General features: G+C 60.8%; 23 protein-coding genes and 1 riboswitch. Of the genes, 8 read left to right on the top strand and 15 right to left on the bottom strand.

Annotated elements, in window-relative coordinates; genetic code table 11:
- The first annotated feature begins 22 nt into the window (after positions 1-22).
- Positions 23-1,021 (top strand): bile acid:sodium symporter family protein, encoded by a 999-nt coding sequence (locus AK821_RS27195; RefSeq protein ID WP_064393002.1) that lies wholly within the window; start codon positions 23-25, stop codon positions 1,019-1,021.
- A 107-nt stretch (positions 1,022-1,128) separates the two neighbouring features.
- Here the strand turns inward: AK821_RS27195 and AK821_RS27190 are convergent, their stop codons facing one another.
- Positions 1,129-1,734: a LuxR C-terminal-related transcriptional regulator gene (locus AK821_RS27190; RefSeq protein WP_064393001.1), complete on the bottom strand. Its 606-nt coding sequence runs from the start codon at positions 1,732-1,734 to the stop codon at positions 1,129-1,131.
- A gap of 115 nt (positions 1,735-1,849) precedes the next feature.
- Here AK821_RS27190 and AK821_RS27185 point away from each other — a divergent pair, with 115 nt between their 5' ends.
- Complete coding sequence (locus AK821_RS27185; RefSeq protein ID WP_064393000.1) at positions 1,850-3,472, top strand: ATP-binding response regulator; 1,623 nt, start codon at positions 1,850-1,852, stop codon at positions 3,470-3,472.
- Between the two features lie 102 nt (positions 3,473-3,574).
- Here AK821_RS27185 and yecR read toward each other — a convergent pair whose 3' ends face one another.
- Entirely contained in the window at positions 3,575-3,883 is a 309-nt protein-coding gene (yecR, locus tag AK821_RS27180; RefSeq protein WP_007918065.1) for a YecR family lipoprotein, read from the bottom strand.
- Between the two features lie 340 nt (positions 3,884-4,223).
- Here yecR and AK821_RS30840 point away from each other — a divergent pair, with 340 nt between their 5' ends.
- Entirely contained in the window at positions 4,224-4,667 is a 444-nt protein-coding gene (locus tag AK821_RS30840; protein WP_064392999.1) for a hypothetical protein, read from the top strand.
- A 571-nt stretch (positions 4,668-5,238) separates the two neighbouring features.
- Here the strand turns inward: AK821_RS30840 and AK821_RS27170 are convergent.
- On the bottom strand, positions 5,239-6,411 hold the full coding sequence (locus AK821_RS27170) for a cystathionine gamma-synthase (RefSeq protein ID WP_064392998.1): 1,173 nt from the start codon (positions 6,409-6,411) through the stop codon (positions 5,239-5,241).
- Positions 6,408-7,784, bottom strand: coding sequence for a pyridoxal-phosphate dependent enzyme (locus AK821_RS27165; RefSeq protein ID WP_064392997.1), 1,377 nt, complete (start codon positions 7,782-7,784; stop codon positions 6,408-6,410). Before AK821_RS27165 ends, AK821_RS27170 begins: the two co-directional genes overlap by 4 nt.
- A 423-nt stretch (positions 7,785-8,207) precedes the next feature.
- Between AK821_RS27165 and metE the strand changes: the two genes are divergently transcribed.
- Together metE and AK821_RS27155 are read left to right on the top strand one after the other, a co-directional pair.
- Positions 8,208-10,496: a 5-methyltetrahydropteroyltriglutamate--homocysteine S-methyltransferase gene (metE, locus tag AK821_RS27160; protein WP_064393024.1), complete on the top strand. Its 2,289-nt coding sequence runs from the start codon at positions 8,208-8,210 to the stop codon at positions 10,494-10,496.
- Between the two features lie 205 nt (positions 10,497-10,701).
- A complete protein-coding gene (locus AK821_RS27155) occupies positions 10,702-11,253 on the top strand; it encodes a GNAT family N-acetyltransferase (RefSeq protein ID WP_064392996.1) in 552 nt (183 codons plus the stop codon).
- Here AK821_RS27155 and AK821_RS27150 read toward each other — a convergent pair.
- The 11 genes from AK821_RS27150 to phnD all read right to left on the bottom strand — a co-directional run bounded on the left by AK821_RS27150 (position 11,192) and on the right by phnD (position 22,534).
- Positions 11,192-11,956: an ABC transporter ATP-binding protein gene (locus AK821_RS27150; protein WP_064392995.1), complete on the bottom strand. Its 765-nt coding sequence runs from the start codon at positions 11,954-11,956 to the stop codon at positions 11,192-11,194. The two genes, AK821_RS27155 and AK821_RS27150, sit on opposite strands and share 62 nt — an antisense overlap.
- Positions 11,953-12,957 (bottom strand): FecCD family ABC transporter permease, encoded by a 1,005-nt coding sequence (locus AK821_RS27145; protein WP_177330988.1) that lies wholly within the window; start codon positions 12,955-12,957, stop codon positions 11,953-11,955. Before AK821_RS27145 ends, AK821_RS27150 begins: the two co-directional genes overlap by 4 nt.
- Before the next feature lie 8 nt (positions 12,958-12,965).
- Entirely contained in the window at positions 12,966-13,979 is a 1,014-nt protein-coding gene (locus tag AK821_RS27140; RefSeq protein ID WP_064392993.1) for an ABC transporter substrate-binding protein, read from the bottom strand.
- 144 nt (positions 13,980-14,123) lie between these two features.
- Positions 14,124-14,317: riboswitch (cobalamin riboswitch) on the bottom strand.
- A gap of 42 nt (positions 14,318-14,359) precedes the next feature.
- Positions 14,360-15,295, bottom strand: a complete 936-nt coding sequence (locus AK821_RS27135) for a Ppx/GppA family phosphatase (protein WP_064392992.1) — start codon at positions 15,293-15,295, stop codon at positions 14,360-14,362.
- Between the two features lie 352 nt (positions 15,296-15,647).
- The gene (phnX, locus tag AK821_RS27130; RefSeq protein ID WP_064392991.1) at positions 15,648-16,475 is read right to left on the bottom strand and encodes a phosphonoacetaldehyde hydrolase; all 828 of its coding nucleotides are present in this window, start codon (positions 16,473-16,475) and stop codon (positions 15,648-15,650) included.
- 74 nt (positions 16,476-16,549) lie between these two features.
- On the bottom strand, positions 16,550-17,419 hold the full coding sequence (locus AK821_RS27125) for a LysR substrate-binding domain-containing protein (RefSeq protein ID WP_064392990.1): 870 nt from the start codon (positions 17,417-17,419) through the stop codon (positions 16,550-16,552).
- Between the two features lie 10 nt (positions 17,420-17,429).
- Entirely contained in the window at positions 17,430-18,725 is a 1,296-nt protein-coding gene (locus tag AK821_RS27120) for an MFS transporter (protein ID WP_064392989.1), read from the bottom strand.
- A gap of 131 nt (positions 18,726-18,856) precedes the next feature.
- Complete coding sequence (gene psrA / locus AK821_RS27115; RefSeq protein WP_064392988.1) at positions 18,857-19,948, bottom strand: iron-containing alcohol dehydrogenase PsrA; 1,092 nt, start codon at positions 19,946-19,948, stop codon at positions 18,857-18,859.
- A 110-nt stretch (positions 19,949-20,058) separates the two neighbouring features.
- Positions 20,059-20,877: a phosphonate ABC transporter, permease protein PhnE gene (gene phnE, locus AK821_RS27110; RefSeq protein WP_064392987.1), complete on the bottom strand. Its 819-nt coding sequence runs from the start codon at positions 20,875-20,877 to the stop codon at positions 20,059-20,061.
- Positions 20,878-20,879: 2 nt separating this feature from the next.
- Positions 20,880-21,671 (bottom strand): phosphonate ABC transporter ATP-binding protein, encoded by a 792-nt coding sequence (phnC, locus tag AK821_RS27105; RefSeq protein WP_064392986.1) that lies wholly within the window; start codon positions 21,669-21,671, stop codon positions 20,880-20,882.
- Positions 21,668-22,534, bottom strand: coding sequence for a phosphonate ABC transporter substrate-binding protein (phnD, locus tag AK821_RS27100; protein WP_082355497.1), 867 nt, complete (start codon positions 22,532-22,534; stop codon positions 21,668-21,670). Before phnD ends, phnC begins: the two co-directional genes overlap by 4 nt.
- A gap of 109 nt (positions 22,535-22,643) precedes the next feature.
- Here phnD and AK821_RS27095 point away from each other — a divergent pair, with 109 nt between their 5' ends.
- The 3 genes from AK821_RS27095 to map all read left to right on the top strand — a co-directional run bounded on the left by AK821_RS27095 (position 22,644) and on the right by map (position 24,581).
- Positions 22,644-23,501, top strand: a complete 858-nt coding sequence (locus AK821_RS27095) for a LysR substrate-binding domain-containing protein (RefSeq protein WP_064392985.1) — start codon at positions 22,644-22,646, stop codon at positions 23,499-23,501.
- A gap of 64 nt (positions 23,502-23,565) precedes the next feature.
- Positions 23,566-23,793: a ParD-like family protein gene (locus AK821_RS27090; protein ID WP_007918027.1), complete on the top strand. Its 228-nt coding sequence runs from the start codon at positions 23,566-23,568 to the stop codon at positions 23,791-23,793.
- Positions 23,790-24,581: a type I methionyl aminopeptidase gene (gene map, locus AK821_RS27085; protein WP_064392984.1), complete on the top strand. Its 792-nt coding sequence runs from the start codon at positions 23,790-23,792 to the stop codon at positions 24,579-24,581. Before AK821_RS27090 ends, map begins: the two co-directional genes overlap by 4 nt.
- Positions 24,582-24,702: the final 121 nt, after the last annotated feature.

Genomic DNA, 24,702 nt, shown 5'->3' with positions numbered 1-24,702 from the left:
GCAACCCCCGGATGAGTAAACCATGACGCGCCCACGATTCCTCCCCGACAACTTCACCCTGACATTGATCGCCGTCGTGCTGCTCGCCAGTTTCCTGCCGGCCAGCGGTCAGGTCGCGGTCGGCTTCGGCTGGCTGACCAACATCGCCATCGCGCTGCTGTTTTTCCTGCACGGCGCCAAGCTGTCCCGCGAATCGATAATCGCCGGCGCCGGTCACTGGCGACTGCATTTGCTGGTGTTCGGCCTGACCTTCGTGCTGTTCCCGATTCTGGGTCTGGCGCTCAAGCCGCTGCTGTCGCCGTTGATCGGCGACAAACTGTACATGGGCATGCTTTACCTCTGCGCATTGCCGGCCACGGTACAATCGGCGATTGCCTTCACTTCGTTGGCGCGAGGTAACATTCCGGCAGCAATTTGCAGCGCGGCGGCCTCGAGCCTGTTCGGGATTTTCCTCACGCCGTTGCTGGTGACACTGCTGCTTGATGTGCACGGTGACGGTGGTTCGACGCTGGATGCGATCCTGAAGATCAGCGTGCAATTGCTCCTGCCATTCATTGCCGGGCAGATCGCCCGCCGCTGGATCTGCGCGTGGGTCGGGCGCAACAAGAACTGGCTGAAGTTCGTCGACCAGGGTTCGATTCTGCTGGTGGTGTACGGTGCGTTCAGCGAGGCGGTCAACGAAGGTATCTGGCATCAGATTCCGCTGGTCGAGTTGTTGGGGCTGGTGGTGGTCTGCTGCATTCTTTTGGCGCTGGTGCTGCTGGCGTCGACGATGCTCGGCAAGGCGTTCGGCTTCAGCCAGGAAGACCGCATCACCATTCTGTTCTGCGGCTCGAAAAAGAGCCTGGCCACCGGTGTGCCGATGGCGCAGGTGTTGTTTGCCGGCAGCACCATCGGCGTGCTGATCCTGCCGCTGATGCTGTTCCATCAGATTCAGTTGATGGTCTGTGCGGTGCTGGCGCAGCGCTACGCCAAGCGCCCGGAATCGGTGCCCGAGCTGATGGCGCAAGTCGACCCATAACACACCGCCCCGTGTAGGAGCTGCCGAAGGCTGCGATCTATTGATCTCGTCTTTTAAAAAACAAAGTCAAAAGATCGTCCGAACGCGGCCCGAGCCTTCGGCAGCTCCTACAAAGTGCCCGTGTATTTCACCGCCGCTGCGGCCCGTGAGGGCACGTTCAGCGTGCGCAGCAAGGAAGACACATGAATGCGCACCGTGAACGGTGAGATATCCAGTTCGCGGGCGATTTCCTTGTTGGTCTTGCCTTGGGCAATCAAGCGCAACACGTCCTGTTGACGAGGCGTGAGAGCGGCGCCGGTTTCCAGCGGCAGCAGGCCCGACGGCGCAAATTTCACCAGTACTTCACCTTCACGAATCGCCAGAATCGCTTGGCCGATTTCATCGGGGGCAATGTTCTTGCCGATGAAACCGTCGATCCCGACGGCCATGACTTCGCTGATCAACGACTCATCATCGACCATCGACACCACGATCAACGTGGTGCGCGGCAGGCGCCGACGCAGTTCGCCGAGCTGGCTGACACAGGTGAGGCCGGGGAAACGCAGGTCGAGAATCAAGGTGTCCGGCTCATCTCCCAGAGGCAGCAGCGCCAGCACCGCGTCGAGATCACCGGCTTCGTCGATAACGGCTGCGGGCAGCAAACGCTGCACCGTGCGCAGCATCGCCTCGCGAAACAACGGGTGATCGTCGGCTATGATAATTCGGCATGTCATGGCGTGACCCTCCCTGGGTCAGGCGTTGCTCAAGGCCTGCACATTAGCACCGAGCGCAAGGGTTGCCTGTAGGTTCCTGCTGATTCTGACGATTGCCGCACAAGGACGTTTAACCATGAAGTTCGAGAAAAACACCGAACTCGACCAGGCCAACCTGCGCATCATCATCGCCGGTATCGCCGTGGTTTATATGCTGGCACTGGGTTTGTTGCCGGGCCAGCGCTTCGATACTTATCTGCCGGTGGTCACCTACATCACTGTATTTCTGCTGGCCTCGATCGGCTTGCGTCAGGCGATTGCGCGCTGGCCGGGGCATTATCCGGCGCGACGGATTTTCGCCATGGTCCACGATTACACCGGCACCTGCTTTGGTCTGGTGGTCGGTGGCGAGGCGGCATTGCCGCTGTATGCGGTGATCATCTGGGTCAACCTCGGCAATGGCATGCGCTATGGCTCGCGCTATCTGGCGATTGCCACGGCATTGGCCTTGCTGGCATTGCTGTGTGTTTATCGCCTGACCCCGGTATGGCAGGCGCAGCCGTTCATGGTGTTGATGCTGATGATCACCAGCACGGTGATCCCGTTCTATGCGCATCTGCTGCTGGAGCGCACACGTAAAGCCTCCGAAGAAGCCGTCGCGGCGAATCTGGAAAAGTCGCGGTTTCTCGCCCAGGCCAGTCATGATCTGCGCCAACCGATTCATTCCATCGGTCTGTTTACCGCGTGTCTGCGTGAGTCGCGATTGGGTGAGGAGGAGCGGCGTCTGGTCGACAATATTGACCGTTCGCTGCTCAACGTCTCGCAGTTGTTTCGTTCGATCCTTGACCTGTACACCCTCGATAACGGTCGGGTGCTGCCCAAACTGCAGGCTTTCAATTTAGGGCAATGGTTGGCGGAGCTGATTCGCCAGAACGCTGAAGCAGCGCGTTGGGCCGGAGTGGAGTTGCGTTTGCGCCCCTGTGAGTATTGGGTGCAAACCGATCCGGCGTTGCTGGCGACCATGGTGCAGAACGTGCTTTCCAACTGTTTCAAATATGGCGCGCATCGGCCGGTGCTGATCGGCGTGCGCCGGCGCGGAGCGGGGCTGGCCATCGTGATTTATGACCGCGGCAACGGTATCGCCGAAGAACATCTGGCCAAGGTGTTCGAAGAGTTTTATCGGGTGCGCCAAGTGCGCGACAAAGACGTCGAAGGCGTGGGGTTGGGGTTGTCGATCGTCAAGCGTTTGGGTGAGTTGATCGGTGTGAACGTGGCCCTGCGCTCGCGGCTCGGGCGGGGAACCGCGGTGACTTTGTACGGCTTGCCGATCACTGCGCCGCCGCGGGTAACGGTCAATCGTGATGAAGCACGTCAGGTCGGTTTGCTGACCGGGTTGAAGGTGTGTCTGGTGGAGGATGATCGTAACGTGCTACTGGCGACTTCAGCGTTGCTGGAGCGTTGGGGCTGTGTGGTTGAGGCCGAGTTGACGGCTCAGGATCTGGTCACCGACTGCGACATCATCGTCGCCGACTATGACCTCGGCACTCATGCCACCGGCATCGAATGTATCGACGACGTACGCAGGCAGCGTGGTTGGGCGGTGCCGGCGATGATCATCACCGGGCACGACGTCGAGAAAATCCAGGCGGCCCTGCACGACCGCGACATCGCCATCCTGTCCAAACCGGTGCGCCCGGCCGAACTGCGCGCGACCCTACGAGCCCTGCGCGATCGCCGACCGCAAATCCAACCCCTGTAGGAGCTGCGGCACGCTGCGATCTTTTTGATCTTCATTTTCAGGATGAGGATCAAAAGATCGCAGCCTCGTTGCACTCGACAGCTCCTACAAGTTAATGCGTGCTCAGCGTTTGCACAGGTAATCCTGGGTGATGGTGGTCTGCAGGCAGTTGTATTGCCCCATGGTGCGGCAGATGTTTTTCTCCGAGCCGGTGACCTCGGCATTTTTGTAGCCCCAGGTCTTGCAGCGTTGCGCGGCGACGGTCAGGCCTTGTTCGGCGCTGGTCTGGCCGCTTTCGAACTGGCCCAGCTCATAGGAAACCTGGACGACGCCATCGTTTTTGCTGCCGCCGGTGGCTTCCCATTGTTTCGGCGTGGCGCAGCCAGTGAGGAACAGGGCGCTGAGGGTGAGTGTTGCGATCAGGGTTTTCATGGTGTTTCTTCCTTGGTGTTGTTCTGATTTCCAGGCACAACGATCCCGCACGCTGCATACAGGCAACGTTGGGGAACATCGGGGGTTGCGGGGGAATATAACGCCAGGCGACAGGGCGGTCGATTAGCACAAATGTGCTAGTGCGGAGTGCAACAGACGGCTCGCTGGAGCCGCCCGTTGGGCCGCGGGAAGATTACTGGGGACTGTTGAACTGGTCGGAATAGCTGCCCGTCATCAACGCGGAGGCGACGCGATCAGAGCCAACGCCGACACGAGAATAGGCAAACCGGTTGACGCCGGTACGATCGGCGCCATCTGAAGCAAGAGCGCCAGCACCGACATGATCGGCACCGTCGGAAGCGACCGCCCCGGCCCCGACATGATCGGCGCCATCGGAAGCCACTGCCCCGGCCCCGCCATGATCGGCACCACCGGAAGCCACGGCCCCGGCCCCGACATGATCGGCCCCGTCGGAAGCTACTGCCCCGGCCCCGACATGATCGGCACCGTCGGAAGCCACTGCACCGGCCCCGACATGATCGGCGCCATCGGAAGCGACCGCCCCGGCCCCGACATGATCAGCACCGTCGGAAGCCACTGCACCGGCCCCGACATGATCGGCGCCATCGGAAGCTACTGCCCCCGCACCAACATGGTCGGAACCGTCAGAGGCTACGGCTGGAGCGCCAACATGATCCGCACCATCCGAAGCCACTGCCTGCGGCTGTCCCGCCCAGGCACCGGGCATCACTACAGCGGCCGTGACAGCAATTACCACGCCTGACAAAAACCTGTATTTCATGATTTTCTCCACGTCCCGGCAGCCGCTCGGCGAAAACGCTTCGTGCGCCGCACAGGCGCTTGCGCGTCGACTCATCGGCTCGGGTCAGTCTGGTTGGCGGAAGGCACGGGCGCACCGTCAGGCGCACGGGTGTCGACGTAATCAGTATCGAACTGATCCAGTATAGATCGCCGTCTGGACGCGGTAGGGCGGGGGGATCGACGGGCGTTAGGTGTTTCTTTTCCTTCACCCGACGGGCAAAGTTGAATTCAGTCTAAAAACAGAGAAACAAGCCGGCGAGCCTTTGCTAATCTCAAAGATGTAGGCGAAGACGCAGACTGATGCGCAATCGGATAGCAAGGGGGCGTGGGGCGCGCTCCGAAAGGTACACGGTTAGAAAGATCTCCGCGCTGAGATCCAGCCCTTATGCCGTGTGAAGCAGCCGAGGCCGTACCTTTTCAATTTGGCCCGGTACTGTGGGAAGCCCGATAAACCTTGTAAGCCAGAGACCAGCACTGGCCGCCTACTCGAACACCAAAGCCCGCTTCGTGCGGGCTTTGTCGTTCCTGCAAGGTCAGATCGATTGCAGCGCCTGCGCCAGATCGGCGCGCAGATCTTCGACGTCTTCAACGCCCACCGACAGACGCACCAGACCATCGCCAATCCCCAGTTTCGCCCGGGTATCAGCCGGAATGGTCGCGTGGGTCATGATCGCCGGATGCTCGATCAGGCTCTCCACGCCGCCGAGACTTTCCGCCAAGGCGAAGATCTTCACGTTCTCAAGGAAGCGCCGCGCGCCCGCCAGATCACTGTTCAGGTCCACCGAGATCATCCCGCCGAAACCACGCATCTGGCGCTTGGCCAACTCATGCTGTGGATGCGAGGCCAGCCCCGGATAGTAGACGCGTTTGACCTGCGGCTGCTGCTCCAGCCACTGCGCCAGCTCCAGTGCGTTGCTGCAATGACGCTCCATGCGCAACGCCAGGGTTTTCACCCCGCGCAAGGTCAGGAACGCATCGAACGGCCCGGCAATCGCACCGACCGCGTTCTGCAAGAAGCCCAGCTTCTCGGCCAGTTCAGCATTCTGCCCAACCACGGCGATACCGCCGATCACATCGGAGTGGCCGTTCAAATACTTGGTGGTCGAGTGCAGCACGATGTCGAAACCCAACTCCAGCGGCCGCTGGATATACGGGCTGGCAAAGGTGTTGTCGGCCACGCTGATGATCCCGCGTGCACGGCAGATACGGGCGATAGCGGCGAGGTCCGACAGGCTCAGCAGCGGGTTGGTCGGTGACTCGACAATCACCAGGCGTGTGTCGTCCTGCAGCGCCGCTTCGAACGCCGCCAGGTCAGTCAGATCGACGTAGCTGAAACGGTGTCCGGCACTGCGCTGACGGACCTTGTCGAACAGGCGGAACGTACCGCCGTACAAGTCATTGCCGGAGATGACGTGCGAACCGGCATCGATCAGTTCGAGCACCGTGGAAATCGTTGCCAGCCCGGAAGCAAAGGCAAACGCCTGGGTGCCGCCTTCCAGGTCCGCCACGCAGCGTTCCAAGGCAAAACGCGTCGGGTTGTGCGAGCGGCCGTAATCGAAACCCTTGTGCACGCCGGGGCTGTCTTGCAGGTAGGTGGAGTTGGCGTAGATCGGCGGCATCAGCGCGCCGGTGGTCGGATCCGGCGCCTGCCCGGCATGGATCACCCGGGTCGCGAAGCCTTGGGATTTATCGTCGTGCTGACTCATGCGAGGGATCTCCGTAATTGGTTGAGCATGTCGGTGCGGGTGATCAGGCCATGGAAGCCTGATGTATCGGCAATGATGGCGACGAGGCCACGGCTGAGCACCGATTCCAGTTCAGCGAGGCTGGCGCCGGGCGCGAGGGTCTGCAGCTTGTCGGTCATCACGCTGGACACCGATTGGCTGAAGCGGGCCGCATCTTCGTGTACCGGCAACAGGATGTCGGATTCGTCAATCACGCCGACCAGTTGCTTGCCTTCGACCAGTACCGGCAATTGCGAAACATCCGCCAGACGCATGCGCTGGAACGCGGTCAGCAGGGTGTCGTCGGGGCCGACGCTGATCACGCGGCCGTCCTCGAAACGCCGGGCGATCAGGTCGCGCAAATCGCCGTAGCCCTTGCGCTGCAGCAGGCCTTGATCGGTCATCCACTGATCGTTGTAGACCTTCGACAGATAGCGCGTGCCGGTGTCGCAGACAAAACTCACCACACGTTTCGGCTCGGTCTGTTCGCGGCAATAACGCAACGCCGCAGCGAGCAGGGTGCCGGTCGACGAGCCACCGAGAATGCCTTCAGCCTTGAGCAACTGGCGGGCGTGATCGAAGCTTTCCTCATCGCTGATGGAGTAGGCGTGGCGCACGCTGGAGAGGTCAGTGATCGACGGAATGAAATCTTCACCGATGCCTTCCCCCGCCCAGGAGCCGGGCGTCGGCAGGGAGCCGTCGCGACTGTATTGCGCCATCACCGAACCGACCGGGTCGGCCAGGACCATTTCCAGATCCGGTTGCACACGTTTGAAGAAACGGCTCAGGCCCGTCAGCGTGCCCGCCGAACCGACACCGACGACGATGGCGTCCAGATCATGTTCGGTCTGCGCCCAGATCTCCGGCGCGGTGCTGCACTCGTGGGCCAGCGGGTTGGCCGGGTTGTTGAACTGGTCGGCGAAGAATGCGCCGGGAATGTCTTTCGCCAAACGGGCGGCAACGTCCTGGTAATACTCGGGATGGCCCTTGCCGACATCGGAACGGGTGATGTGCACTTCGGCGCCCATGGCCTTCAAGTGCAGGACTTTCTCGGTAGACATTTTGTCCGGTACCACCAGCACCACGCGGTAGCCTTTGGCGCGGCCAACCAGTGCCAGACCCAGGCCGGTGTTGCCGGCGGTGGCTTCGACAATCGTGCCGCCGGGCTGCAGGCGACCATCGCGCTCAGCGGCGTCGATCATGGCCAGACCGATGCGATCCTTGATCGAACCACCGGGGTTCTGCGACTCGAGTTTGAGAAACAGCGTGCAAGGCCCGGTGTCGAAGCGGGTGACTTGAACCAGTGGAGTATTGCCGATCAGCCCAAGTACGGCAGGACGTGATTCCTTTGACATTTCTTCACCTCTTTGTGGTGTTGATCGCGTTCCGTTCGCGGGGAAAAGACTCGCGTGCAACATAGGCTCAGACATCGGCTGTCGCAACCTTTAGTCGGTCGCCAATTCAGCCATTTCGATCTAACGATAGATCGAAATCAAAGACCTGCCGGGGTGCTTTCGGGTGCGTTTATACGGAGGCGTCATCGAGTTTTCAAAGGGCGTCTTCATGGCGACGAACAGCTTGAATTGCCGAGAAATTTCCTGCCGCAAAAACTGTTCAGCCGTCGGGCGCTCGCTCAGCTCTGGAGTGCTTTCAGGCGTCTGGCTGCGATCATTTGATCATGAGGGAAACTTGTGTTGATCAAGATTAAATTGAGTTTGTCTCACTAACGACCGATGCCGACAATGGCCACCATCAACAAGACATTGGAGTTGTTTGTTATGGCACTGGCCCATTCCCTTGGATTTCCGCGCATCGGTCGCGACCGCGAACTGAAGAAAGCGCAAGAGGCGTTCTGGAAAGGAGAACTGAACGAGGCCGGCCTGCGTGAAGTGGGTCGCGAACTGCGCAAGGCCCATTGGGACTTGCAGAAAAACGCCGGCATCGAGTTGCTGCCGGTTGGTGATTTCGCCTGGTACGACCAGGTGCTGACCCACTCGCTGATGTTCGGTGTGATCCCTGAGCGCTTCCGTCCGCACGACGGCAAAACCAACCTGCACACCCTGTTCGGCATGGCCCGAGGCGTCAGCGACAGTTGCTGCGGCGGGGCACACGCTCAGGAAATGACCAAGTGGTTCGACACCAACTATCACTACCTGGTCCCTGAATTCAGCGCGGATCAACAGTTTCAGTTGGGTTGGGATCAACTCTTTGAAGAAGTCGAAGAAGCTCGCGCACTGGGTCACAATGTCAAACCGGTGATCATCGGCCCGCTGACTTATTTGTGGCTGGGCAAGGCCAAGGGCGCCGAGTTCGACAAGCTGGAACTGCTTGATCGCCTGCTGCCGCTGTACGGGCAGATTTTCGCGCGTCTCGCCGCTCAAGGCGTGGAGTGGGTGCAGATCGACGAGCCGATTCTGGTGCTCGATCTGCCGCAAGAATGGAAGAACGCTTTCGAGCGTGCCTACAACCAGATCCAGCGCGATCCGCTGAAGAAGCTGCTGGCGACTTACTTCGGTGGCCTGGAAGAAAACCTTGGCCTGGCCGCCAACCTGCCGGTCGACGGTTTGCACATTGATCTGGTGCGCGCACCGGAGCAATACCCGACCATTCTTGATCGCTTGCCGGCTTATAAAGTGTTGTCCCTGGGCGTGGTCAATGGCCGTAACGTCTGGCGCTGCGATCTGGAAAGTGCCTTGGCGACTTTGCAGCACGCACATGAGCGTCTGGGTGATCGCCTGTGGGTTGCGCCGTCCTGTTCGCTATTGCACAGCCCGGTGGATCTCGGTCGTGAGGACAAACTCGATGCCGAGCTGAAAAGCTGGCTGGCCTTTGCCGTACAGAAGTGCGAAGAAGTGGCTGTGCTGGCTCAGGCTGTCAACCAGCCCGAAGCGCCGCAAGTCCTGCGTGCACTGACCGAGAGCCGTTCGGTGCAGGCCGCCCGCGCGGCGTCGCCACGTATTCACAAGCCTGCCGTTCAGGCTCGGGTGGCGGCAATCACCGCCAAGGACAGCCAGCGTCAATCACTGTTTGCCAAGCGCATTGCCAAGCAGCGCGCTGGCCTGGATCTGCCGCTGTTCCCGACCACGACCATCGGTTCGTTCCCGCAAACCGGCTCGATCCGCCTGGCGCGCCAATCGTTCAAGCAAGGCAAACTGACCCTGGCCGAATACACCGAAGCCATGCACAGCGAAATTCGCCATGCGGTGGAAATCCAGGAGCGTTTGGGCCTCGATGTGCTGGTGCACGGTGAAGCCGAGCGCAACGACATGGTCGAATATTTCGCCGAACAACTGGACGGCTATGCGTTCACCCGTTTCGGCTGGGTACAAAGTTACGGTTCGCGCTGCGTGAAACCGGCGGTGATTTTCGGCGACCTCAGTCGTCCGAAAGCCATGACGGTCGAGTGGATCCGCTACGCCCAGGGTCTGACTGACAAGGTCATGAAAGGCATGCTGACCGGCCCGGTGACCATGCTGATGTGGTCGTTCCCCCGTGAAGACGTGAGCCGCGAAGTGCAGGCCCGGCAACTGGCGCTGGCGATCCGCGACGAAGTGGTCGATCTGGAAGCTGCCGGCATCAAGATCGTGCAGATCGACGAAGCGGCGTTTCGTGAAGGCCTGCCGTTGCGTCGGGCGCAGTGGCAGCATTATCTGGACTGGGCGACGGAAGTATTCCGCCTGTGCGCCTCGGGTGTGCGCGACGAAACCCAGATCCATACGCACATGTGCTACAGCGAATTCAACGATGTGATCGAGTCGATTGCGGCAATGGATGCCGACGTGATCACCATTGAAACCTCGCGCTCGGACATGGAATTGCTGGATGCGTTCGAAGCCTTCGCTTACCCGAACGAAATTGGCCCGGGCGTCTATGACATCCACTCACCACGCATTCCGGACGCTTCGGAAATGGCCAACCTGTTGCGCAAGGCCGCCAAGCGCATTCCTGCCGAGCGGCTGTGGGTCAACCCGGATTGCGGTTTGAAAACCCGTGGCTGGCCGGAGACCGAAGCGGCGCTGGTGCACATGGTCACCGCCGCCCGCCAGTTGCGCAAAGAGCTGGCGTAACCCTCACCCGGCATGAAACACAACACCTGTGGGAGCGAGCCTGCTCGCGAAAGCGTCTTGTCAGTCAACATCAATGTTGGATGATCTGCCGCCATCGCGAGCAGGCTCGCTCCCACAGGGTTTTGTGCAAGTCATGAGATTGGATGGCTTCGCGGGACATGTTGTTGCTACCGTAGTCAGCCGCAGTCCAGGTGTTTGCCGCTACATGATTGATCAACCCGTTATCCAGGCTGTTTCCGACGCCGACATTCCTGAAGTTCTTGATTTTGTACTAAAGGCCCGTGCCGAGCTTTTCCCCAAGCTCAGCGCGACGGGCATGCCTGATGATCTGGCGCGGTTCACCGAGGTTTATCTGCGTGGGGCAGGGCGCTTTCTGATCGCTCGCCACGAAGGGCAGATCGTTGCCTCCATCGGCTATCTCGCCTATGACCGGCGCTTCCCGCACTTGCTCTATCCGGACGTTAAAGTGATGGAAATCGTCCGTCTGTTTGTCTTGCCATCGCAGCGCCGCTCAGGGCTGGCCGGCGCGCTGTATCGATCACTCAAGGAACTGGCACTCGCCGACGGAGTTGAGGTGATCTACCTGCACACCCATCCGTTTCTGCCGGGGGCCATCGCGTTCTGGCAACGGCAGGGTTTCGGGATTATTGACGTCGACGCTGACCCGGTCTGGCAGACCACGCACATGCACGCCGTCATGAGTGGAATCGAAGAATCTGCGCCCCATCAAACGGGTCCGTCAAATAGTGCGCCCTGACCCCGAACGTCTCCTTTAAGCGCTGCGGTGTCAGCACCGCCAACGGTTCGCCCAACGCCACCAGTCGCCCGCGCTCCAGCACCGCCAGACGATCGCATTTCAACGCCTGATTAAGATCGTGCAGAGCGATCAGCGTGGTCACCGGCAACGCCTGCACCACGTTGAGAATGGTCAGTTGATGCTGAATGTCGAGGTGGTTGGCCGGTTCGTCCAGCAACAGGATTTGCGGTCGCTGCGCCAGTGCCCGAGCGATGTGCACCCGTTGTCGCTCGCCGCCGGACAGACTGCGCCAGAGACGGGTGCGCAGGTGCATCGCGTCAACGTCAGTCAACGCCTGCTCAACGATGGCGTCGTCCACCTGCGACCACGGTTGCAGCGCCGACAACCAAGGCGTGCGTCCCAGCGCCACCGCATCGAAGACGCGGATGCCGTCATCGGTGTCGGCCTGTTGTTCGACCACCGCAAGCTTTTGCGCAATGCTGCGCCGGGCCATTTTGCTCAAGCGCTGACCTTCAAGCAGGACCACGCCAGCGCTCGGTTCACGCAGCCCGGCCAGCAACTTCAACAGGGTGGATTTGCCCGAGCCATTCGGCCCGACGATGCCCAGCGTTTCGCCGCGCTGAACCTCAAGGCTGACACCGTTGAGTAACTCGGCGCCGCGCACCTTGAAGGTCAACCCGGAGCAACTCAGAACACTGCTCATCGCGCTGATCTCCGACCCACCAGAATCAGGGCAAACACCGGCGCGCCCACCAAGGCGGTAATCACCCCGACGGGAATCACCTGACCCTTGATCAAGGTGCGCGACAACACGTCAGCGGCAATCAGAAACACCGCGCCACCCAACGCACTGGCCGGCAGCAGGCGCGCATGCCCGGTGCCGAGCAACAGTCGCGCGGCGTGGGGAATCACCAGCCCGACAAAACCGATCGAGCCGACGATCGACACCATCACCGCCGTCACCAGCGCCGCACAACCAATCAGCAAAATCTGTACGCGCCGCACCGGTATACCCAGGGACGCAGCGGAATCGGCGCCAAAGGTAAACGCATCCAGCGCCCGCCGATGCCACAGACACACGACCAATCCCGCCACGGCCACCGGCACCGCCAGCCACACCGATGGCCAGCGCACGCCGCCAAGATTACCCAGCAGCCAGAACATGATCCCGCGTGCCTGTTCGGAACTGGCCGAGCGAGTGATCAGAAATGCCGTCAGTGCATTGAACAGCTGCGAACCGGCGATCCCTGCGAGAATGATTTGCCCGGTGCCACTGGCCGAGCCGCTGACCCGCGCCAGCACAATTACCAGCACGAACGCCGTGACTGCACCGGCGAAGGCACCGACTGACAAGGAGATGATACCGGCGCCAACACCGAGTAACGCCACCATCACCGCACCGGTCGAAGCGCCGGCAGAAATCCCCAGCAGATAGGGATCGGCCAGCGGGTTGCGCAACAGCGACTGCAAAATCACCCCGCACGTCGCCAGTCCGGCACCGCATGCGGCCGCGACCAGTGCGCGGGTCAGGCGATAGTTCCAGACGATGCCTTCGTCGATAGGATCCAGCGCGTACCCGGCGCCCCACAATTTGTTCGCCAGCACTTGCACGACCACGCCCGGTTCAATCGAGGTTTCACCGATGGCCACGCCAGCGACCACTGCCATCAACAGTGTCGCCAGGGCCAGCAGCGTGCGGATCAGGCTGGCACTCATTGCGACAGGTCATAGCCGTTGATGGCCGTGGCCAGTTGCTCGATGCCGTCGAACATGCGCAGGCTGGCCTGCATGGCCATGGCGTCGAGAATGATGATGCGGTTGTGTTTCACCGCGTCCATGTTGCGCGTCACCGGGTCGCTGCGCAGGAAGGCAAGTTTCTTTTCATAGTCGTCGGCGGGAAAGCGTCGACGATCCATGCGCGCGATGACCAGGAAGGTCGGGTTGGCCTTGGCGATGGTTTCCCAGCCAACCGTTGGCCACTCTTCATCGGACTCCACCACGTTGCGCACGCCGAGGGTGCTGAGCATGAAATCGGGAATGCCTTTGTGCCCGGCCACAAACGGCTCGATGTCCATTTCGGCGCTGGAGAACCAGACCAGTGCGCTGGCGTCCTTGAGCTGTTTGCCCTGGGCGGTGGCGATGGATTTGGCGAGGCTGGCCTTGAGCTGATCATTGAGCTGCTGCCCGCGATCCTGCACATCAAAGATTTGCGCCAGTTGGCTCACGCTTTTGTAAATCGTATCGATGCGAAACGGTGCCAGCCGCGTGCCGTCGGCGCCAACGAGGTTGTCCTTGGCTTCGCAATCGGAGGGCAGCAGGTACGTCGGAATCTTCAATTCATGAAACTGCTCGCGGGTGCCGACCGCGCCTTGCGGGCCGACCATCCATTCCAGCTCCACGGCGACCAGTTCCGGGCGCTTGCCGATGACCGCTTCAAAACTCGGTTCGTTATCGGCCAGACGCTCGATCTTGTCGTCCTGCGGCTTGTACTTGGCCAGCACATTGTTGAACCACAGCGAGGTGCCGACGACTTTGTCGCCCAGGCCCATGGCGTAGAGCATTTCCGTGCCGGCCTGGCCGATGGTCACGGTGCGCGTCGGTGCGTGTTGGAAGGTGAGGGTGCTGCCGCAGTTCTCGACCGTCAGCGGATACACCGTCGGGGCCGCCTGCGCCAAGGCGCCAAGGGTCAGGCCGGTGATGAGGGTGGCGATGCGGGGCAGCAGCATGGGGCAGTCTCCGAGGGAACCGTACGGGGAGCGGGAGAGTACGGTCGGGAAACACACCATCGAGCGCGGTCAGGAAAACAGCGCAAGGCCGGTCATCAAACAAAGACGCGCACGGCACGATGTCCTTCCCGGACACCCCGCCGGTTAGTAGTCACTGTGCCGGCAGGTCTCCTGACTGATGCGTCATCGCCTGGCTCCGGCCTTCCCGGGATTCACCCAGTGGCAGTCGTGGAGCAGGCTCGGCACCTACAGTTGCGGGGGCAGTTCCGATCAGTGCTGAGCAAGCACCTCGGATTCCCTATTATTCCCGTTCGGGAACCGGCGGCGGCATGGTAGTCGATCGAGCCGCTGAAGGGGAGACGAATCTGCCGTGGCGAGGATTAGTGTTGGCTCATCAAACCGTGCAGCACGCCTAAACGCAGGCCCGGTTCGGAGGGCACCATCTGCGCAATGCCGAACACTTTGAAGGCCGCCAGCATCAACACCAGCCCACCAGGCAGAATGCTTTGGCGATGGGGTTGCAGGCCGGCGAGCTTGAGCTGTTGCACGTTGTTCACTTTCAACAAAAGCAGCGACAGGCGCAGCAGCCCGCCGTAGGTGATGCCGTCCTGGCCGAAGTCGTTGAGACGATTGGCCTTGAGCACTTTGGCGAGCATGCGTGCGGTGCCGGAGGAACCGATGGTCTGCTGCCAGCCCTGAGCACGGTAGCGTCGTGCAACTCTTTCAAACTGCAGGATGGCGAAGCGTTCGGCTGCCTGTAGCGCGCCGGCGGACAGATCACCGCCGCGAAAGAACCGCGTGCTCAGCGTGCCGCTGCCGATGGCGATGCTTTCGGTGAGCAACGGCTGTGAACCCTGGCCGAGGATCAGCTCGGTGGAGCCGCCACCGATGTCGACCACCAGGCGCATGTCTGCGGCGCTCGGCAAGGCGTGAGTCACGCCGGCATAGACCAGCCGCGCCTCTTCATGGCCGCAAATGACATCGATGGGAAAGCCCAGATGCCGTTCGGCACTGGCCAGAAACAGTTGCGCGTTATCGGCCTCGCGTACGGCGCTGGTCGCCACCGCACGAACCCGGCCGGCCTCGAAACCGCGCAGTTTTTTACCGAACCGCGCCAACGCCTGCCAGCCACGATCCAGTGCCAACGCATCCAGCACACCGCCGTCAAAACCTTCGGCAAGCCGCACCGGTTCGCGCAAGGTTTTCACTTCCTGAATCTGCAAGCCCTTTCGGCTGCGCACCGACTGGCCGATCATCAGGCGAAAGGCATTCGAACCCAGGTCGATGGCGGCAAACAGCGAGGCGTCGTCTTTCATGGGAATCCTTGCAGAGCATCCGTCGCGAGGCTCAAGACGGTTTGCGAGGATTCTGCCGTGATCTTGATGACATCCTGATGACGGGGTGGGGGCGGTTCAATGAATGTGCGGCTGTCATGACACTGTCATTATCCGGCGTCTATGCTGAGGCCAATACATCGCGTGTTCTTAAAGTTTTTGCTGCCGAATTTGGCAGCTTTTTTTTGCCCGCGATTTGGCAATGCCGCGAACTGATCGTTCCCACGCTCCGCGTGGTAATGCCTCTAGGGACGCTCCGCGTCCAGTGACGCGGAGCGTCACGGGCTGCATTCCCACGCGGAGCGTGGGAACGATCAGGGGTAAGGGGGATGCGTCAGCAGGCTTGCGGGGTTTCGCCGCGCGCCAGGCGTGCGTTGATGTCGTCGATGACCTCAGGCAGTTCGGCGATGGTTTCGATCAGGTAGTGCGGACGTGAAGGCGCGAACATCTTGCCGATCCGCGCACGTTCCTCTGCCAGTCGATCCGACGGCAACGCCTTGTATTGCTCATAGGTCAGGCCCAGTGCGTTGCCGGAACAGGTCAACGCCACCGTCCACATACCGGCGGCGCGCCCTTCGAGAATCCCCGGCCAGGTGTCGTCGACCTTGACGCAAGCTGCCACGTCATCGATGCCCAAGGCAATCACGTTAGCCAATGCCTGCGCCGGATATGGCCGGCCATTCGGCACCTCATCGGTGGCGACGACATGATCAGCGACGTAGCCATTTTCCCGCGCCAGTTCGACGACCTTGGCCATCACCACCGCCGGATAACCGGAGCACGAGCCGATTTTCAAACCTTTGTTGCGCAACGCCGCAATGGCTTCGAGTGCGCCCGGGATCAACGCCGAATGCAGGGCGATTTTCTCGATTTGCAACGGCATGAAGCGCTCGTAGATCGCCGTCACATCGTCATCGCTCGGCAAGCGGTCGAACGCCGCACGATAACGCTCGGCAATCTGCGGCAGGTTGCACAGGGTGCGGATGTGATCCCACTTGCCCATGCCCATCGGCCCGCGCGCTTCTTCCAGCGACACGGCGACGCCGAACTCGGCAAAGGCCTCGACGAATATCTGCGTCGGTGCAAACGAGCCGAAATCGACAACGGTGCCGGCCCAGTCGAGGATCGCGGCTTGCAGGTGAGTCGGTTGTTGGTACTGCATGGTCAATCTCCGTTTTCAGGTAAGCGTGGGCCGTCCCTCGGTGATGAGGTAGGCGGTTCAAGGGTCAGTGCTGATCAGGTCAGCGGTGGATTCGCATCAAACAGTTCGGCAATTACTGGCCGGTTCCTGCGGATACCGAGGCAGCACAGGTGGTATTCGATAAAGAACGGGTGGCCGACAAAGGTGATCGGAGTGGTGCCGGGTGTTTCGGCGTACTCGACGGCCGAGACAAACCCGATGCCGATGCCCTTGACGATGGCGTGCACGATGGCTTCGCGGCTGTTGAGTTGCATGACGCAATTGAGCTCGATGTCGAGGCGCTTGCAGCTTTCTTCCACCAGTTGGCGGGTGCGCGCACTTTGCTCGCGCATCACCCATTTTTCGCGGCTGATTTCGTTGATGTGTACCTGCGCCTGACTGGCCCACGGATGGTCATCGCGCACCACAGCGATGATCGGATAACGGTGATACAGCCGCGTATGGAAGCGCTCATCGAATTCCGAAAGCGCCAGAATCGCCACGTCGATATCGAAGTTGAACAGCCGCGCCAGGGTGTCCTTTTCCGAAGAAAACGAGGTTTCCAGTTCGATATCCGGGTGGCGCTGCATCAGCTCATACGTCAGGTTCATCGCAATCGGCGGCGACACTGCGCCGAGGCGCAACATGCCGGTCTTGCGCTGCTTGAAACTCTGCAACAGCTGCACGGCCTCATCCTCCTGACCGAACAGGCCTTGGGTGATGGCGTAGAGCTTGTGTCCGGCTGCACTCATCTCGATGTAGCGTCCACGCCGATGGAACAGCTCGACCGAGAAGGTGTTTTCCAGCGCGTTGACCTGCTCGCTGACGGTCGGCTGACCGACGCTGAGAAACTCGGCAGCAAGGGTAAAACTGCCGGTCTTGGCCACCGCATGGAACGAACGCAACCACTTGTGATACTGGTACATGCAAGCCCCGTCAGCGTCGAATGAACAAGGCCACTGCCGCGCTGCACAGGCAGGCGCTGGTGACCACTATGAAGATGAGAGACGTGTTTGCCGTGGTGTCAAGCAGACGCCCGATCAGTGGCTCGGCCAATCCGGCGAACAGGTAGGACGAAAAATTCATGATCCCGGTCGCCGTACCGGCGCGTTTGGCACCGACCAGATCCGGGCACAGTGCCCAGAAACTCGACGCCGGGCCATAAACGAAGAAGCCACAAAGGAACAACGCCACCAGGCCGATCACGCTGTGCGGCGGCAGGCTCCACATCCACAGGCTGGTCGCGGCGCCGAGGAACATGTAGAGCATGATCGCCAGATACCGCTTGGAGCCGAACAACTTGTCCGACACCCAGCCGTTGCTCAGTGCACCGACTGCCATGCCGACGGGGAGGGCGACGGTGATCCATTTCGGATCGATCATGCCGTCACCGCTTTTCCAGTCAGCGCCGAGAAAGTGCACCGGTACCCAAACGATCAAGCCGTAGCGCGCCGCGTTTTGAAAGCCCAGTGACAGCGCGGCGATCAGCAAACGAGGATTCTTCAACACGGCTTTATAGCGTTGTGCCGAGGTCTCCACTTCGCCATGCGCGGCTTCCTGATGTTTGTCGTCGGCGTTGGCCACGCCAGTATCACCTACCGGTTCGAAGCCTAGATCCTGCGGCCGTTCACGGGCAACCAGATAGAAAATGATCCCGCCGGCGAGCATCAGCAGCACCGGCAAACGGAAGATCCAGCGCCATTCCAGTTGCAGCACTTCGAGCACGACGATAGAGGTGACGTACGACAGAATCGACGCGCAACCGGCGGCGAAAGTGTAGAAGCCATAGACCTTGCCGCGCTCGCCCGCCGCCCACCAATTCGCAATCAACCGACCGCCCGGCGCCCAGCCCAAGGCCTGAAAGTAGCCGTTGACGCCCCACGGCAGGATCAGACTGGTGAAACCGCCGGCAAAACTGGTCACCCAGTTCGCCGCGCAGGACAGCACTGCGCCGAGGGTCATGATGCGCCGGCCACCGAACTTGTCGGCGAGGTTGCCGTTGATCGCCTGACCAATCGCGTAGGCCCACAGCATTGCAGCAGACGCCCATCCGAGGGTCTCCTTGCTCAAACCGAACTCGGCCTGAATCCCCGGAATGGCAAAACCGAAGGTCTGCCGCCCGGTGTAGAAAAACAGGTAACAGAACATCGCCGCCAGCAGCATGCGCCACTGCGCGACCCGGAACGAGGCAGAACGGACGGCGAGACCAGGCATTGTTTCGGCACGATTCATGATCTTTTCCTTATTGTTGTGGGTTCCCGCCGTTTGTCGTCGGCGGGTGCACTCTTTTTTGGTGCGGCAGGAAATCACCGCGGCGTTGTACGCCGCCGGCTGTGCTTGGGTCGTTCAGGTTGCGGGCGAGGTCAGGCGGCTTGTGAACCGATGAAGTTCTTGCCGCGCGCGCCCTGCATCGCGAGGTGGATGATGTCTTCGGCGTCCTTGGCCGAGACGCCGTAATCGGCAAACTCGGTCTTTACCCCGAGGCTGTGCAGGAACTCGCGCAATTGCTGTTGCGCAGTGAGCAGATCTTCGCCGAATACCCGTTGCAGGATGCGGTCACGTGTTGCGTCATGACCCCAAGCCAAGCCGAGCACCAACGGCAGGGTGAAAGAGCAGGCGATGCCGTGGGGCAAGCCGTGGCGCAAGGTCATCTCATAGGAAATCGAATGCGCCAGCGCGGTTTTGGTGTTGGAAAACGCCAGCCCGGCCTTGAGTGCGGCCAGTGCCATGCGCGTGCGCAACTCTTGGCTCGACAGGTCTTTGTGCAAACGGGGCAGGCATTCGAGAATGTCCTCAATCGCAGAAATGGCGAAGGTGTCGGAGACCGGGTTGGCGTTGACGTTCCAGATCGCTTCCAGCGCGTGGGACAACGCATCGAGACCGGTGGAAACGGTGACACTGGCCGGTACGGTGAGCATCAATTGCGGATCAATAATCGCCACGCGCGGCCAGGTGCAATCCAGGTGCAGCGAGTATTTCTTCTGGCTGGCGCTGTCCCAGATCGTCGCCCACGGCGTGACTTCGCTGCCGGTGCCGGCGGTGGTCGGCGCGGCGATCAACTGTTTGCAGCGTGCCGGGGTGAACGGTTTGCCGGCCGCCAGCAGCGCCAACAGTTCATCGAAATGCCCGGATTCGGTGCCGACGATCAACGCTTTGGCGGTGTCGATGGCGCTGCCGCCACCCACGGCGAGTACCACGTCACAGTCGCCGGCGTGCTGCCAGAAATGCTCGTAAGTGCTGCGCAGATGGCCGACGTCGGGGTTGGGCTGGACGTCTTCGACAATGTAGATCAGACGTTCGCCGAGCAAGCGTTGCAAACGGTCCACCAAGCCCAGCCCTCGGGCTTCAGGGAAGGTTACGAGGGCGACGCGCTGTTGCTCGGTGATGGCGGCGAGGTCTTGCAGGCTGCCCCAGCCGAAGCGGGTATCGACGGGGTTCTGAAAACGGGCAGTCATGGTGGATCCTTCTTGTTGTTGTCGTGTGGCCACATACTCGATGGCGGTCGACAACGGTACAAATCGATAAATCGCAGGTTTGAATCGGCTCAGCCGATAGCCGCCTTGCGCTAGTGCGCCGAACCGCTCTGGATCGCCGCGCGCAGGCGACTGGAGATGGCGTCGGCGACGATCACCATGAAGGTGATAACGATGATGCAGGTCGCGGTTTCCTGATATTTGAACAACTTCAGACTGCTCACCAGTTCGAAACCCAAGCCACCAGCGCCGACCATGCCGAGCACCGTGGCCGAGCGCAGATTGACCTCGAAGCGATAGAGAATCACGGCAATCCACGCCGTGATGACCTGTGGCAGGACGCCAAACACGATGACCTGCAACGGTCGCGCCCCGGTCGCTTGCAGCGCTTCAATCGGGCCTTGGTCGATCTCTTCGATGCTCTCGGCGAAGAACTTGCCGAGCATGCCCAGGCCATGCAGCGCCAGCGCCAGTACGCCGGGAAACGGGCCGAGGCCGACCGCCGAGACAAAGATCAGCGCGAGGATCAGTTCGTTGATGCTGCGGGTGAAATTCAGCGCCTGACGGGTGGTGTGAAACAGCCAGCGATTGCGGCTCAGATTGCGCGCGGCGAGAAACGACAGCGGAATCGCCAGCAACACGCCGAGCAGGGTGCCCCAGATGGCGATTTGCAGGGTTTCCACTGCCGGCGCCAGCAGTCGCGGGAGGATGCTCAGGTCCGGCGGAAAGGTACGCGAGAGAAAGTCGCCGATCTGCGGCAACCCGGCGGCCAGTTCACCGAGGCTCAGTTGCGCACCTTGCGCGCTCCAGTTCAGCGTCCACAGCACGATCAGGACGACGGCACCGGTGGTCAGCCATCTGCGCGGGCCACGCGGACGATCGCCGACCCACTGATAGTTTTGCGATTGCATGTTCAGGCCCTCGAGGCAGCGCGGTAGGACAGGGTGGGCGTCGGGATGTCAGCGGAGAACTCTGTGGATTGCCCCGGATAGATTCGCGCCAGATCCGCTTCGGTCATGCTCGACGCTTGGCCATCGAACACCAGACTGCCGTGAGCGAGGCCGACCACGCGGTCGCCAAACTCGCGGGCGTATTCGACCTGATGCAGATTGCACAGCACGGTGATGCCCAGTTCGCGGGTGGCATCGCGCAGGTACTGCAACACCAGGCGCGCGGTTTTCGGATCGAGGCTGGCGATCGGCTCATCGGCCAGAATCACCTGCGGCCGCTGCGCCAAGGCGCGGGCAATGCCGACGCGCTGCTTCTGCCCGCCGGACAGCGAATCGGTGCGCTCACCAGCCTTGTGCGCCAGTTCGACGCGCTCCAGGCATTGCATTGCCAGCGCCACATCGTCACGGCGAAACAGTTGCAGAATCGAGGCGAGGGTGCCGACGGAACCGAGGCGCCCGGTCAGCACATTCTTCAATACGCTCAGGCGCGGCACGACGTTGTGGTGCTGAAAAATCATCGCCACTTCACGGCGCAAAACGCTGGTGTCGGGGCAGGCGAGGGCATCAATGCCTGCCACGTTCAACGTGCCGCTGTCGGCCTGCGCCAAGCGATTGATGCAACGCAGCAAAGTCGATTTGCCGGCGCCCGACTGACCGAGCACCACGACGAATTCGCCCGCAGCGACGTCAAGGTCAATGCCGCGCAACACCGGGTTGCTGCCGTAATGCTTGGTCAATTGACGGATGCTGATCATTTCATGCTCCGCAAATCGAGATCGAGCACCTTGGCGGTTTCGCGTACCACGTCATAGGACGCGTCGGTGGTGGGCTGGAAGCCATTGAGCACCCCCTGATCACCCCACGGCACGTCCTTGATCGAGGCCAGCGCGTCGGCGACTTTCTTCTTCAGTTGCGGATCGAGCGCCTTGCGCCAGACCATCGGCGATTCGGGAATCGGCTTGGAACTCCAGACAATTTCGAAGTCATCCTGCTTGACCACGCCTTTGGCCACGGCGCTGGCGAAGATGCGGTCAGCCACGGCGGCGGCGTCTACTTTCTTGTTCTCGACCGCGAGGATACTGGCGTCGTGGGAACCGGAGAAAATCACCCGTTTGAACAGCGTGTCCGGGGCGAACCCTGCCTGCTCCAATCCTGCTTTCGGGAACAGATGACCGGATGCCGAACTCGGGTCGACGAACGCGAATGTATGGCCCTTGAGGTCGGCCAGCGAATGAATGCCGCTGTCCTTGCGTGCCAGAATCACGCTTTTGTAAGCGCTCTGGCCGGTCTTCTTGGTCACCGCCACCGAGAACGCTTCGACGTCCGCCACCGAGGTCGCCAGCACGTAGGAGAACGGCCCGAGGTAGGCGACGTCGAGTTTGCCCGAGCGCAGCGCTTCGATGATGCCGTTGTAGTCGGTGGCCACGAACGGCACCACCGGCATGCCGATTTTGGTTTGCAGATCGTCGAGCACTTGTTTGCTCGATTCGATCATCGCTTGGGAGTCTTCCGAAGGGATCAGGCCAATGGTCAGTTTGTCCTTGGCCCAGACCTGGCTGGCACTCAAGGCAAGTACGGCAAGGCTGGCGGCACGCAGAAACTGGTTAATTGTTTTCATGGCATTCCACGGTGTGGTTGGGAGTTGCCACAGGCTAGGTCTGTCACGTGACAGTCATTCAATCAATTCAATATGGGAAACGGCAGTTAACTATTGATGGAGTCTATGGATGTCGAGCGCTAAGTTGCGGGCCTTTCTGGCCGTCGCCCGCCACGGCAGTTTCAGTGCCGGGGCGCGGGCGTCAGGCTTGAGCCAACCGACCCTGACCACTCAGGTGCAGGCCTTGGAACGTCAGCACAATGTTGAGCTTTTCCACCGGCGTGGGCGGCGGATCGAGTTGTCGGATGTGGGTCGGCAACTGCTGCCTATCGCTCAGCGCATCGCCCTGCTGGAACTGGAAGCGCATAACCTGATGCGTGATTCCGGGCGGCTCGACAGCGGCCAGCTCAAGGTCGGTGCGGTGGGGCCGTTTCATGTGATCGAGATGGTCGACAGTTATTTGCAACAGCATCCGAATATCGACGTGTCGATCCGCGTCGGCAACTCGGCGCAAGTGTTGTCGGATCTGGAAAATTACGTGACAGATATCGCCGTGTTGGCTGGGCGTCAGGATGATCCGGCGTTGAGTTCAGTGCGTTATGCGCGGCACGCAATCATCTTGTTTGCGCACCATGAGCATCCGCTGGCCAATCGTGGCAGCGTGCGGCTGGAGGAACTGGAAGGGCAGCGTTTGCTGCAACGCGAACCCGGCTCGACCACGCGGCTGGTGCTGGAGCAGGCGCTGAATGCGGCGCAGGTCAAACCGCGCATCGCCATGGAAATCGGCAGTCGTGAGGCGTTGCGGGAAGCGGTGGTGCGTGGGTTGGGGTTGGGGGTGGTGTCGGAAGCGGAGTTTATTGCTGACCCCAAAATACGCACGATCAGAATCGAAGGCGAGGAGCTGTTTACGGAAACGTATTTGTATTGTCTGGCCGAGCGGCGTTCCAGTCGGCTCATCTCATCGTTTTTCGACGCGGCGCTGGGTTGATTTGCAATTTCGCATAAGGCTTGGCTAATATACGTTCCATATATATATCGTATCGGATTCATATATGGGCATCGTAAAGATTTCAGAGGACATGCACGAGAACCTGCGTATCTCCAGCAACGCCCTCAGCCGCTCGATCAACGCGCAGGCCGAGCACTGGATGCGCATCGGCATGCTCGCCGAACTGCATCCCAACCTCGACCACAGCGCCATTTGCCGCTTGCTGATCCGCGCCGAACAGAACGGCGGGCTGGATCTGCAACAACTGACTCAGGAAGCCGTCAGCGCATGAGAAACCAGATCAAGATCAACACCCCGGCCGACATCGCGCAATCTCGCGCTGCCGGCAAACTCGCCGCTGAAGTGCTGGCGATGCTAGTGCCACACGTCAAGGCCGGCGTTACCACTGATCAGCTCGATCAACTGTGCAACGACTACATCGTCAATGTGCAAAAAGCAGTGCCGGCCAACGTCGGTTATCACGGCTTTCCGAAAACCGTCTGCGCCTCGGTCAATGATGTGGTCTGTCACGGCATTCCGTCGGGCACACCGCTGAAGGATGGCGATATCGTCAATCTCGATATCGCGGTGATCAAGGACGGCTGGTTCGGCGACACCAGCCGCATGTACGTGGTCGGTGAGGCAACACCCGAGGCGCAGCATCTGATCAAGACTACCTATGACGCCATGTGCGCGGGGATTCGCGTGGTCAAGCCGGGCGCCACCTTGGGCGATATCGGCCACGCGATCCAGACGTTGGCGGAGAAGGAAGGCTTCAGCGTCGTGCGTGAGTATTGCGGGCACGGGATCGGCAAGGTCTATCACGATGAACCGCAAATCCTGCATTACGGCTTTCCCAATCAAGGCATGAAGTTGAAGGCGGGGATGATTTTTACCGTGGAGCCGATGCTCAATGCCGGCAAGCGCCATGTGAAGAACATGCCCGATGGCTGGACGGTGCTGACCAAGGATGGCTCGTTGTCAGCGCAGTGGGAGCATATGGTGGCGGTGACGGAGACGGGCTTCGAAATCCTCACCGCCTGGCCCGACGACATCGAAGGCTATTCCCCGATCACCTAAACACCATAAACCCTCTGTGGGAGCTCGCTCGCGAAGACGCCGTGTCAGTCAACATCAACATTGAATGACACAGCGCATTCGCGAGCAGGCTCGCTCCCACAGTTGGAATGCACTCCTGTAG

Origin of the sequence: Pseudomonas sp. RIT-PI-r, from assembly GCF_001297015.1 — a bacterium.
In the GTDB taxonomy this organism is placed as follows: Bacteria; Pseudomonadota; Gammaproteobacteria; order Pseudomonadales; family Pseudomonadaceae; genus Aquipseudomonas.
This window is presented reverse-complemented; position numbering and strand designations above follow the sequence as displayed.